The following is an 11684-nucleotide window of genomic DNA, read 5'->3' as shown; positions in this document are numbered from 1 at the left end:
GGTCGAGGAACGCCTCGACCTCGCGCAGGATCACCTCGGGGTGCGTGCGTCGGGTCGACGGCCGCGGGACGGTAGCCCCGGCCGACGACAGCGGCGCGCCGCCACCCGCCGGGCTAGCCTGGTGCCCCGGCCGTGCCGCGCCGGCCCGCTGCGAGGAGCTCGCCGAGGAGTCCGTCATGGGCAGCACGCAAGCGACACCCGCCCCCGAGTCCCGCCCACCCTTCGTCCCGCCGCGCTGGTTCGTCCGGTCGGCGTGGGCCGTCCAGCGCGCCGGCTACCGGGTGAGCGGGGGGCGGTGGCCCCTGCGCCGGCCCACCCCCGGCGGCAAGTTCGGCATGCTGCGCCTGCGCGTCGTCGGGCGCCGCAGCGGCCAGGAGCGCGCCGTCATCCTCGGCTACGTCGAGGACGACGGCCGGTACGTGACGCTGGCGATGAACGGCTGGGGCGACCCGCCGCCGGCGTGGTGGCTCAACCTGCGCGCGCACCCGGACGCCGAGGTCGACACGGTCGACGGGCCGCGGCCGGTGCGCGGGACCGCGGCGCAGGGGGAGGAGCGCGACCGGCTGTGGGCGCTCGTCGGCCGCCACCAGGGCTGGGGCGAGATCGACCGGTTCGCCGCGCACCGCGCCGGCGAGACCCCGGTCGTGGTGCTCGAGCCACGCTGACGAGTGCTGACGAGTGCTGACGGGCCGTCGCCGGGAGGCGCGCACCGCCTATCCTTCGGGGGTGACCCCCGACGCTGAGAACAAGCCCTCGTCCGCCGCGCGCAAGGCTCGTGCCGCCGAGCGCCAGGCCGCCCTCGCGGCGGCGGAGGACGCCGTGGCGCAGGAGTCGCTGCGCGAGGTCTACGCGGAGATCATGTCGCGTGCGCCCGAGCACGACATCGACCCGACGCTCGACCGTGTCCGGCGGGTGCTCGAGCTCCTCGGCGACCCGCAGCACACGTTCCGCGCGATCCACCTCACGGGCACGAACGGCAAGTCCTCGACGGCCCGCATGACCGAGCGCCTGGTGCGCGAGCACGGCCTGCGCACCGGCCTGTTCACCTCGCCCCACCTCACGAGCGTCACCGAGCGCATCCAGGTGGACGGCGAGCCGCTGAGCGCCGCCCGGTTCGTCGAGGTCTGGGAGGACGTCGCGCCCTACATCGGCGTGGCCGACCGCGAGTCGCAGGAGGCGGGCGGCCCGCGCCTCAGCTTCTTCGAGGTGCTCACCGTGATGGCGATCGCCGCCTTCGCGGACGCGCCGGTCGACGTCGCGGTGGTCGAGGTCGGCATGGGCGGCCGTTGGGACTCCACCAACGTCGTCGACGGCGAGGTCGCCGTGCTGACCCCCGTGGGCATCGACCACGAGCGCTGGCTCGGCTCCACGCTGGCCGAGATCGCCACGGAGAAGTCCGGCATCGTCAAGGAGGGCGCCACGGTCGTGAGCGCCGCCCAGGAGGTCGTCGTCGACGAGATCCTGCGCGAGCGCGCCGCGGACGTCTCGGCGCACCTGCTGCGCGAGGGCGTGGAGCTCGAGGTCGCCGGCCGTCGGGTGGCCGTCGGCGGGCAGCTCGTGGACCTGCGCACCCCCGCCGGCCTCTACACCGAGGTGCTGGTGCCGCTGCACGGCGAGCACCAGGCCCACAACGCGCTGCTCGCGCTCGCCGCGGTGGAGGCGCTGCTCGGTGGTCGGGCCCTGGACGGCGGGGTGGTGGAGACGGCGTTCGCCGACGTCGTCGTGCCCGGGCGCCTCGAGGTGGTCCGCTCGAGCCCGACCGTCCTGGTCGACGCGGCGCACAACCCGCACGGCGCGCAGGCCCTCGTCGACGCGCTCGAGGAGGAGTTCGACCTGCCGCGGCTGGTCGGCGTCGTCGCGGTGATGGCGGACAAGGACGTGGAGGGGCTGCTCGCGACCCTCGAGCCGGCGCTCACGCAGCTCGTGCTCACGAAGAACTCGTCGGCCCGCTCGGCCGACCCCGAGGACGTGCTCGAGGTGGCCCAGGAGATCTTCGGCGAGGACCGGGTGCGCACCGCCGCCCGGCTCGACGAGGCGCTGCAGGTGGCGGCCGACCTCGCCGAGAGCGGCGACCAGGTGGGCGTGGGCACCGGCCGCGGCGTGCTGGTCACGGGCTCGGTCATCACCGTCGCCGACGCGCGGATCCTGCTGGGCCGGGGCTGAGGCCCGGGCGCTTTCTGACAGCACCCTGTGAGAATCATTACGTCACATCGTCGTGCCGTAAAGGTGGACGACTCAGGTAAGCCTTGCCTAGGTTGAGGGCGCGCGCCACGTCATCACAAGTTCCTCACACCGGGAGATTCTCGTGAGCCTCCGCTCTGCCCTGCGACCGGCGCCCGCCGTCGCGACCGCCCTCGTCGTCGCCCTCGGGCTGTCCGCCTGCGGCGGGTCCTCCGAGGCCGAGACCGCGGACGACGCGGCCGCCGGCGACACCGTCTCGTTCACCTGGGACCGCAACACCGCGGCGGAGGACGAGGAGCCCGCGTACGAGGAGACGACCGTCGACGTCCCCCGGGACCCCGAGAACATCGTCGTCTTCGACATGGCGAGCCTCGACACCATCGGCGCGCTCGGGGGCGAGGTCGCCGGGGCCCCGCTCGACTCGGTGCCCGACTACCTCACCGGCTACCTCGCCGAGGACGCGTTCAACGCCGGCACCCTGTTCGAGGCCGACCTGCTCGAGATCGAGGCCCAGCAGCCCGACCTCATCGTCATCGGCGGCCGCTCCTCGGCGCTGTACGAGGACCTCAGCCAGATCGCCCCCACCGTGGACCTCAGCATCAGCGGCTCGTTCTCCGAGACGCTCGAGCGCAACGCCGCCTTCCTCGGCGAGGTGCTCGGCGCCGAGGACGAGGCCGCGGCGAAGGTCGCCGACCTCGAGGAGCAGATCGAGGAGGCCCGCACCGTCACGGCGGACGCCGGCACCGGGCTCGGGGTCATGGTCTCCGGCGGGGAGCTCAGCGCCATGGCGCCGGCCGGCGACGACGCCACCGGCCGCAACGCCCGCGGCGGCATCATCTACGACGTCTTCGGCGTGGAGCCCGCCGTCGCTGACGTCCAGGCCGCCACCCACGGCGAGCCGGTCTCGTTCGAGTTCCTCCTCGAGCACGACCCGGACTACCTGTGGGTCGTCGACCGCGACGCCGCGACCGGGTCCGGCGAGGGCGAGGCGGCGCAGGCCGTCCTCGACAACGAGATCGTCGACCGGACCACGGCGGCGAAGAACGACCAGATCGTCTACCTCGACCCGACGGCCTGGTACATCGTGTTCGGCGGTCTCGACACCACGCAGCGCATGATCGACGACGTCATGCAGATCGCCGCGTGACCTGCGCGTGACCGCCCTCGCCGCTCCGCCCGCGAGCGCCCCCGCCCGGCACCGTCCCCGACAGGCCTGGGTGGGGGCGCTCGTGGGCGTCACCCTCGTCGTCCTCGCCGCGGTGAGCCTGTTCGTCGGGGTCGCGGACGTCTCGCCCGGGTCGCTCTCCGGGGCCGACGCCGGCGCCGCCGGGAACACGGCCGGGTTCCTCCTGAGCGCCAGCCGCGTCCCGCGCACCCTGGCCGTCGTGCTCGCGGGCGCCTCGCTCGGCATCGCGGGGCTCATCATGCAGATGCTGGTGCGCAACCGGTTCGTGGAGCCGGGCACCACCGGCGTCACCGAGTTCGCCACCCTCGGCATGCTCACCACGCTGGTGCTGTGGCCCGGGCTGGCCGTCGTCGGCAAGATGGGGGTCGCCGCGGCCTTCGGGCTGGTCGGCACCTGGGTCTTCCTGCGCGTGGTCCGGGCGGTGCCCGTGCGTCAGCTGGTGCTGGTGCCCCTGGTGGGCATCATGCTCGGCGGCGTCGTCGGGGCCGTCACCACGTTCGTGGCCTACCGCCTCGACCTGCTGCAGGCGCTCGGGCAGTGGTCGCAGGGCAGCTTCGCCACCATCGTGCAGGGCCGCTACGAGTTCCTCTGGATCGCCGGGGCGATGGTGGCGGTCGCGTGGGTGGCCGCCGACCGGTTCAGCGTCATCGGGCTCGGCGAGGAGTTCGCCACCAACCTCGGGCTGGACTACCGGCGCGTGGTGGCGGTGGGCATGGTGATCGTCGCGGTGGTGACTGCCGCGGTGCTGGTGACCGCGGGCATGATCCCGTTCCTGGGGCTCGTGGTGCCCAACGTGGTGAGCCTGATCGTCGGCGACAACGTCCGCCGCTCGATCCCGTGGGTCGCCGGGCTCGGCGCGGTGTTCGTGCTCGCCTGCGACCTCCTCGCGCGCACCGTGCGCCACCCCTACGAGATCCCGCTGTCGGTGATCGTCGGCGTCGTCGGGGCCGGGCTGTTCCTCTGGCTGCTCCTGCGAAGGAGGGGCCGTGCCCACTGAGACCGTGTCCGCACCCCCTGGCGCGCCGCCCGCCGTGGGACCGGGCGCCACCGGGCCGCTGCGGCGGGCGTGGCTGCGGGTGTGGCGGCGCCCCGTCGTGCGCCTGGCGCTGCTCGCCGCCGTCGTGCTCGTCCTCGCCGGGGTGTACCTGGGCACGGACGTGCCCGGGTCCCTCGCGTTCGCGCTGAGGATCCGCGGCCTGACCGTCGCGGCCATGCTGGTGGTCGCCGCCGCGGTCGGCGTCTCGACCGTGGTGTTCCACACCGTGGTCGGCAACCGCATCCTCACCCCGTCGATCATGGGGTTCGACGCCTTCTACGTGCTCATCTCCACGATCGTCGTGTTCTTTCTCGGCTCGGCCGAGTTCCTGCGGCTCGACGAGCTCGCGATGTGGGTGGTGCAGGTGCTGGTGATGGTGGCGTTCAGCGTCGTCCTGTTCACCTGGATGTTCGGCGGCAGGCGGCGGTCCATCCACCTCATGCTGCTGGTCGGCATCGTGCTCGGCACCGGCTTCCGCAGCCTCACCGAGTGGATGCAGCGCATGCTCGACCCGCTCGACTTCCAGGTGCTGACCGACGCGATGTTCGCGTCGCTCACCCGCCCCGACCCGGTGCTCCTGGCGCTGACCGGCGGGATCGTCGCGGCCGGGTGCCTCGCGCTCGTGCCGCTGCTGCCCACCCTGGACGTCCTCACCCTGGGCGAGCCCGCCGCCGTCGGGCTCGGGGTGAACCACCGCCGGGTGGTCATGACGCTCTTCCTCGTCGTGTCCGTCATGGTCGCCGCGTCGACCGCGCTCGTGGGCCCGATCCTGTTCTTCGGCCTGATCGTGGCGAACCTGGCCTACTCGTACGCCGGCTCGTTCCGGCACGCGTGGACGCTTCCCGTGGCCGTGCTGCTCGGCCTGGTGTGCCTGCTCGGCGGGCAGCTGGTCCTCGAGCGGCTGTTCGGCTTCGGCGGCACCCTCTCGACGGTCATCGACTTCGCGGGCGGCCTGTTCTTCCTGTACCTCGTGCTGCGAAAGGGGGCGCGATGATCGCGCTCGAAGGCGTCGTCAAGCGGTACGGCGCCACCACCGTCCTCGACACCCCGTCCATCGCGTTCGGGAACGAGGGGCTCACGGCGCTGATCGGCCCCAACGGCGCCGGCAAGTCGACGCTGTTCAGCATCGTGGGGCGGCTCCTGACCCCCGACGAGGGCCGGGTCACGGTGGACGGGATGGACGTCGCGACCGCGTCCTCGCGCGTCCTCGCGCGCACGCTCGCCGTGCTGCGCCAGGACAACCACCTCGCCGCCCGGCTCACCGTGCAGGACCTCGTCGAGTTCGGGCGGTTCCCGCACTCGGGGGGCCGGTTGACCACCGTCGACCGCGAGCACGTCGAGCGCGCCGTCGACTACCTGGACCTGGGCGACTACCGCGACCGGTTCCTCGACGAGCTCTCGGGCGGCCAGCGGCAGCGTGCGTTCGTGGCGATGGTGCTCGCCCAGGACACCCGGTACATGCTGCTGGACGAGCCGCTGAACAACCTCGACCTGCGGCACATGGGCGAGATCATGCGGCTCCTGCGGCGGATGGCGGACGAGCTCGACAAGCGGGTGGTCGTGGTGCTGCACGACATCAACTTCGCGGCCACCTATGCCGACCGCATCGTCGCGATGCGCGGCGGCCGGGTCGTCGCGGACGCGCCCGCCGCGGCGATCATGCGCCCCGACGTGCTCGGCGACGTCTACGACACGGCCGTGGACGTGCGGCAGATCGACGGCAGGCCGGTCGCGCTCTACTACGGCTGACGGCGTCGGGCGAGGGCTCGCCCCGGGCACGATCACCCGCACCGGGCGGGTGCGGACGCTGCGGGCGGCCGTCGGCGGGTGTTGGATGGTGCCCAGGCTGCAGGGCCTCCGCGGCCCGCGACGACGAGGCCGCGGGCAGCGGCCGACGCTGCGCGCGAGGAGGAGGCACCGACATGAAGAAGCTGCTCGACGACCCCGCGGACGCGGTGACCGACTCGCTGGCGGGGTTCGGGCTCGCGCACGCCGACCTGGTCGAGGTGCACGACGAGCCCGTGTACGTCTCCCGCGCGGGCGGCCCGGTCCCGGGCAAGGTGGGGCTGGTCAGCGGCGGCGGCTCCGGCCACGAGCCGCTGCACGCCGGCTTCGTCGGCGACGGGATGCTCGACGCCGCCGTGCCGGGCGCGGTGTTCACGTCACCCACGCCGGACCAGATCGTGCCGGCGCTCCTGGGCGCGGACTCGGGCGCCGGCGTCGTGGCGATCGTGAAGAACTACACGGGCGACGTGCTCAACTTCGAGACGGCGGTCGAGCTCGTCGAGGCGGAGGGGTCGCAGGTGGCGACGATCCTCGTCAACGACGACGTCGCCGTCGAGGACTCCCTGTACACGGCCGGCCGGCGCGGGGTGGCCGGCACGGTCTGCGTGGAGAAGATCGCGGGCGCCGCCGCCGCGCGCGGCGACGACCTCGGCGCCGTCACCGAGATCGCCGGCCGCGTCGTGGCGAACGTGCGCAGCATGGGGGTCGCGCTCACGGCCTGCACGGTGCCGCACGTCGGCAAGCCGTCCTTCGACCTGCCGGACAGCGAGGTCGAGATCGGCATCGGCATCCACGGCGAGCCCGGCCGGCGGCGCGTCCCCTTCGGTGGCGCCACCGAGATCACGCGCAGCCTGCTCGACCCGGTCGCCGACGACCTGCGCCTGGCCGACGGCGACGACGTGCTGCTGTTCGTCAACGGGATGGGCGGCACGCCGCTGTCCGAGCTGTACGTCGTCTATGGTCGAGCGCGCGGGCAGCTCGAGGAACGCGGTGTCACCGTCTCCCGGTCGCTCGTGGGCAACTACGTGACGTCGCTGGAGATGCAGGGCGCGTCGATCACGGTGCTGCGGCTGGACGACGAGCTGCGGGGGCTGTGGGACGCGCCGGTGCGGACGGCGGCGTTGCACTGGTGACGGGCGCCGCGGGGCGCCCCGAGGCGAGGAGGCGTGCGGTCATGGGTCTCGACGTGGCATGGGCGGAGCGTTGGGTGCGGCGCACCGCCGACGTCGTGGCGGGGTCGAAGGACGAGCTCACGGAGCTCGACCGGCAGATCGGGGACGGCGACCACGGGGAGAACCTGCACCGCGGGTTCCAGGCCGTGGTCGCGAAGCTGGACGAGCCGGGTGCCGCGCAGCGGGCGGCGGTGGGCGACGTGCTGATGCTCGTCGCGACCACGCTCATGTCGAAGGTCGGCGGAGCCTCCGGGCCGCTGTACGGGACGGCGTTCCTGCGGGCGGCGAAGCGGTCGGCCCGGCCCAGCGTGGACGGGTCCGGCGTCGTCGTGCTGCTCGACGCCGCGCTCGAGGGCGTGACGTCGCGCGGCAAGGCGCAGGTGGGGGAGAAGACGATGGTCGACGCCCTCGCCCCCGCGGTCGAGGCGGCCACCGCCGCCGCGGACGCCGGTCAGGACCCCGTGGCGGTGCTGCGGGCCGCCGCCGAGGCGGCCGACGCGGGGGCGACGGGCACGATCCCGCTCGTGGCGACCAAGGGGCGCGCGTCCTACCTGGGGGAGCGCAGCGCCGGCCACGAGGACCCGGGCGCGCGCTCGACGGCGCTGGTGCTGCGCGCGGCGCTCGACGCGGCCCTCGAGGCAGGGCCCGACGCCACCGCGGGCGGGAGCGAGGCGGAGGCGGTCGGGGAGTGAGCGTCGGGCTGCTGCTGGTCTCCCACTCGACGCGGCTCGCCGAGGGGGCCGTCGAGCTGGCCCGCGAGATGGCTCCGGACGTCGTCCTGGAGAGCGGGGCGGGGGACGGCGACGGCGGCCTGGGCACGTCGTTGGAGGTCGTGCAGGACGCGCTCGGGCGCACGCTGCCCCGCGTCGACGGCGTCGTCGTGCTGGCCGACCTGGGCTCCGCCGTGCTGACCGTCGAGACGGCGCTGGAGCTCGACGACGACCTGTCCGGGCGGGTGCGCCTCGCCGAAGCGCCGTTCGTCGAGGGCGCGGTCGCCGCGGCCGTCGCGGCGCAGCAGGGCGCCGGCCTGGACGCGGTGCTGGCCGCCGCCGAGGGCGCGGGCGCTCCCGCCCCCTCGAGCGGTGCCGCTGCCCCCGCGGCCCCGGCCGGGGACGGCGAGACGGTGTCGGCGCGGGTCGTGGTCCGCAACCCGCTGGGCCTGCACGCCCGCCCGGCGGCGGTGGTGGCGCGGGCCGCGGCGGCGTTCGGCGGGCCGGTGACGCTGCAGGGCGTCGACGCGACCAGCGTGCTGCAGCTCATGGCGCTGGGCACCGCCGCGGGCACCGAGGTCGAGGTAGCCGCGCGCGGGGCCGACGCGCGGGACGCGGTGGCGACCGTCGTCGGGCTCATCGAGGGCGGCTTCGGTGAGGTGTGACCACGCTCACAGGAAATTGCACTTGGTGCAATATTGCAGTGGGTGCATGATTGTCCGGTGACTCCTCCCGCCGGCGACCTCGGACTGCGTGAGCGCAAGAAGCGCGCGCGCACGGACGCGATCGTCGTCGCCGCCCAGCGGCTCGTGCTCGAGCGCGGCCTGGACGCCGTGACCGTGGAGGAGATCGCCGAGGCGGCCCAGATCTCGCCCCGCACGTTCTTCAACTACTTCGAGTCGAAGGACGACGCGGTGCTCGGTCAGGGCTCGTTCGAGCTGAGCGCCGAGACCCGCGAGGCGTTCGCGGCCGGGGGCCCCACGGGGCGCCTGGTGGCGGACCTCGAGGTGCTCGTCCGGTCGTTGCTCTCCGCGTTCGCTGGTCCCGGCAAGCACCAGGGCGAGCAGGTGATGGAGATCCTGCAGCTCGAGCCCCGCCTGCTCGGCCGGCACTTCGCGTGGTTCGAGCGGCACAAGACCCAGGTCGTCGCGCTGTTCGAGCGGCGGCACGAGGCGACGCCCCTCCCGGCCGACCCCGAGATGTGCGCCATGGTCGTCTTCGTCGTGACCCGCGCGGCGATGGACGACTGGGCGCGCACGGGCCACGAGGGCGACGTCGGCGACCACGTGCCGCACGTCGTCGCCCAGCTCGCCGCCGTCCTCACCTCCTGAGCGACGGGCGCCCCGCCCGCCCTCCGTCGTCCGAACGCTCCCGCCCGAAGAACCCCCCCAGCCCCCGTCACTACCCCGGCGCCCCCGCGCGCCGCGATCCGAGGTGTCCCATGAGCAGTGCCCCCGCTGCCGCGCCGGACAAGCCCGTCGTCGTCCTGACGCAGCGCACCGTCTGGCTGATCTTCGGCGCCCTGATGGCGTCGATGTTCCTGTCCTCCCTCGACCAGACCATCGTCGGCACCGCGATGCCCACGATCGTCGGCGAGCTCAACGGCGTCGAGCACCAGGGGTGGGTCGTCACGGCCTACATCCTGGCCGTCGCCATCGGCATGCCCCTGTACGGCAAGTTCGGCGACCTCATGGGCCGGCGCTGGCCGTTCCTCGTCGCGATCGGGCTGTTCACGCTCGCGTCCGTGGGCGCGGCGCTGTCGCAGAACATGATCGAGCTCGTCCTGTGGCGCGCAGTCCAGGGCCTCGGCGGCGGCGGGCTGATGATCCTGTCGCAGTCGATCATCGCGGACATCGTGCCGGCCTCCGAACGCGGCAAGTACATGGGCCCGCTCGGCGCCCTGTTCGGCATCTCCGCCGTCCTCGGCCCGCTCCTGGGCGGCTGGCTCACCGAGGGCCCGGGCTGGCGCTGGACCTTCTGGATCAACCTGCCGGTCGGCGTGGCCGCGTTCGTCATCGCCTGGTTCGCCCTCAAGCTGCCCTCGCACCGGTCGTCGCGCCCCGTCGACTGGGGCGGGATCGTCACGATGGCGGTGGCCACCACCGGCATCGTGCTCGTCACGAGCTGGGAGTCCCTGTCGTCGTCCGGCTACGACTGGACCGACTGGCGCCTGTCCGGCCTCGTCGTGCTGACGCTCGCCGCCGTGGCCGCCTTCATCCTGGTCGAGACGCGCGTCGCCGAGCCGCTGATCCCGCTGCGGCTGTTCAAGAACCGCACGTTCACCATCACGACGCTCATCGGGCTCGTGCTGGGCATGGGCATGTTCTCCGCGATGGCGATGATCCCGACGTTCCTGCAGATGTCCACGGGCGCCGGTGTGACCGAGTCGGGCTGGCTGATGCTCCCGATGATGGCCGGCATGATGCTCACCTCCATCGTCTCGGGTATCGCGATCTCCAAGACGGGGAAGTACAAGGCCTACCCGGTGGCCGGCCTGATCGTGGTCGCGCTGGCGATGGTCTGGCTGACCCGCCTGTCCGGCGACATGTCGATGTGGACCTTCGGCGCCATGATCTTCACGCTCGGCGCCGGCATGGGCCTCGTGATGCAGACCATCGTGCTCGCGGTGCAGAACGCCGTCGACCCGCACGAGCTGGGCACGGCCACGAGCTCCAACAACTTCTTCCGCGAGATCGGCGCGGCCGTGGGCTCCGCCCTGTTCACGACGATCTTCACCACGCGGCTCACGGACAACCTCACCGAGGTCTTCGCGGGCGCGCCCGCCGGGGCCGGCGGCGCGGGGGAGTCGAGCCTCACGCCGGGCGTCGTGCAGTCGCTGCCCGAGCCGCTCAAGTCGGGCATCATCGACGCCTACGCCGACGCCCTCGCGCCGTCGTTCTGGTACCTCGTGCCCCTGGTCCTCGTCGGCCTCGTGCTGGCGTTCTTCCTGCCGGTGATCAAGCTCTCCGACGTCGCCGGCATGGTGGCGCGCGGCGAGGCGGTCTCGGACCCGGCCAAGGCGGGGACGCTCGACGAGCTGCCGGTCGCCGACGGCGCGTCGGAGGTCTCCGACGACGACGGTCCCGCGACCCGCGAGCGCGCGGATATCGTGGGGTCGTGAGCAAGAAGGACGACCGTCCCCGCCCCGGGGACCGCATCAAGCCCCGCAAGCCCGCCAAGGTGCAGTTCACGTCGATGATGCTGCAGCTGGAGGCGTTCGTGGTGCTGTTCGCCGGCGTCGCCCTGTACGGGTTGCGCAACACCGGCTACGAGCGCGGTCCGCTGGTGATCGAGTCGCCGCTCGCCCTGTGGCTCGTGATCGGCGTGCTGTTCGTGGTGCTGCTGGCGATGTCCCGCATGGTCGGGACGCCGATGGGGTACTACGCGGGGACGGTCGTGCAGGTGCCGGTGCTGGCGATGGGCCTGCTGCTGCCGATGATGTTCGTCGTCGGGGTGCTGTTCGTCGCGATGTGGGTCGTCTCGCTGCGCCTGGGTGGTCGCATCGACCGCGAGCGCGCGGAGTACGACGCGCAGCACCCGGAGACGGCACCGAACCTCTGACCGGCCTTCCACCAAGCGATCTGTCGCGTCATCCGCCCGGATGACGCGACAGA

General features: G+C 73.3%; 12 protein-coding genes. All 12 read left to right on the top strand.

Annotated elements, in window-relative coordinates:
• Positions 1-176: 176 nt before the first annotated feature.
• The 12 genes from ACFUVW_RS15710 to ACFUVW_RS15655 all read left to right on the top strand — a co-directional run bounded on the left by ACFUVW_RS15710 (position 177) and on the right by ACFUVW_RS15655 (position 11631).
• Complete coding sequence (locus ACFUVW_RS15710; RefSeq protein WP_430572262.1) at positions 177-665, top strand: nitroreductase/quinone reductase family protein; 489 nt, start codon at positions 177-179, stop codon at positions 663-665.
• A 193-nt stretch (positions 666-858) separates the two neighbouring features.
• On the top strand, positions 859-2163 hold the full coding sequence (locus ACFUVW_RS15705; RefSeq protein WP_430572263.1) for a bifunctional folylpolyglutamate synthase/dihydrofolate synthase: 1305 nt from the start codon (positions 859-861) through the stop codon (positions 2161-2163).
• 142 nt (positions 2164-2305) lie between these two features.
• Positions 2306-3328, top strand: a complete 1023-nt coding sequence (locus ACFUVW_RS15700) for a siderophore ABC transporter substrate-binding protein (RefSeq protein WP_430572261.1) — start codon at positions 2306-2308, stop codon at positions 3326-3328.
• A 7-nt stretch (positions 3329-3335) separates the two neighbouring features.
• Positions 3336-4364 (top strand): ABC transporter permease, encoded by a 1029-nt coding sequence (locus ACFUVW_RS15695; RefSeq protein ID WP_430572260.1) that lies wholly within the window; start codon positions 3336-3338, stop codon positions 4362-4364.
• A complete protein-coding gene (locus tag ACFUVW_RS15690; protein ID WP_430572259.1) occupies positions 4354-5397 on the top strand; it encodes an iron chelate uptake ABC transporter family permease subunit in 1044 nt (347 codons plus the stop codon). Before ACFUVW_RS15695 ends, ACFUVW_RS15690 begins: the two co-directional genes overlap by 11 nt.
• Positions 5394-6152 (top strand): ABC transporter ATP-binding protein, encoded by a 759-nt coding sequence (locus ACFUVW_RS15685; protein WP_430572258.1) that lies wholly within the window; start codon positions 5394-5396, stop codon positions 6150-6152. The genes ACFUVW_RS15690 and ACFUVW_RS15685 overlap by 4 nt, the downstream gene beginning before the upstream one ends.
• Before the next feature lie 173 nt (positions 6153-6325).
• Entirely contained in the window at positions 6326-7321 is a 996-nt protein-coding gene (gene dhaK, locus ACFUVW_RS15680) for a dihydroxyacetone kinase subunit DhaK (RefSeq protein WP_430572257.1), read from the top strand.
• Positions 7322-7362: 41 nt separating this feature from the next.
• A complete protein-coding gene (dhaL, locus tag ACFUVW_RS15675; RefSeq protein ID WP_430572256.1) occupies positions 7363-8052 on the top strand; it encodes a dihydroxyacetone kinase subunit DhaL in 690 nt (229 codons plus the stop codon).
• Positions 8049-8735, top strand: coding sequence for a dihydroxyacetone kinase phosphoryl donor subunit DhaM (gene dhaM / locus ACFUVW_RS15670; RefSeq protein ID WP_430572255.1), 687 nt, complete (start codon positions 8049-8051; stop codon positions 8733-8735). The genes dhaL and dhaM overlap by 4 nt, the downstream gene beginning before the upstream one ends.
• Positions 8736-8792: 57 nt before the next feature.
• Positions 8793-9401, top strand: coding sequence for a TetR/AcrR family transcriptional regulator (locus ACFUVW_RS15665; protein WP_430572254.1), 609 nt, complete (start codon positions 8793-8795; stop codon positions 9399-9401).
• Between the two features lie 110 nt (positions 9402-9511).
• The gene (locus ACFUVW_RS15660; RefSeq protein WP_430572253.1) at positions 9512-11191 is read left to right on the top strand and encodes an MDR family MFS transporter; all 1680 of its coding nucleotides are present in this window, start codon (positions 9512-9514) and stop codon (positions 11189-11191) included.
• Complete coding sequence (locus ACFUVW_RS15655; RefSeq protein WP_430572252.1) at positions 11188-11631, top strand: DUF4233 domain-containing protein; 444 nt, start codon at positions 11188-11190, stop codon at positions 11629-11631. Before ACFUVW_RS15660 ends, ACFUVW_RS15655 begins: the two co-directional genes overlap by 4 nt.
• The last annotated feature ends 53 nt before the right edge of the window (positions 11632-11684 follow it).

This window comes from Isoptericola sp. NPDC057391, from assembly GCF_042668085.1.
In the GTDB taxonomy this organism is placed as follows: domain Bacteria; phylum Actinomycetota; class Actinomycetes; order Actinomycetales; family Cellulomonadaceae; genus Isoptericola.
The sequence above is the reverse complement of the archived record's forward strand: the minus strand, read 5'-3'. Positions and strand labels throughout refer to the sequence as shown.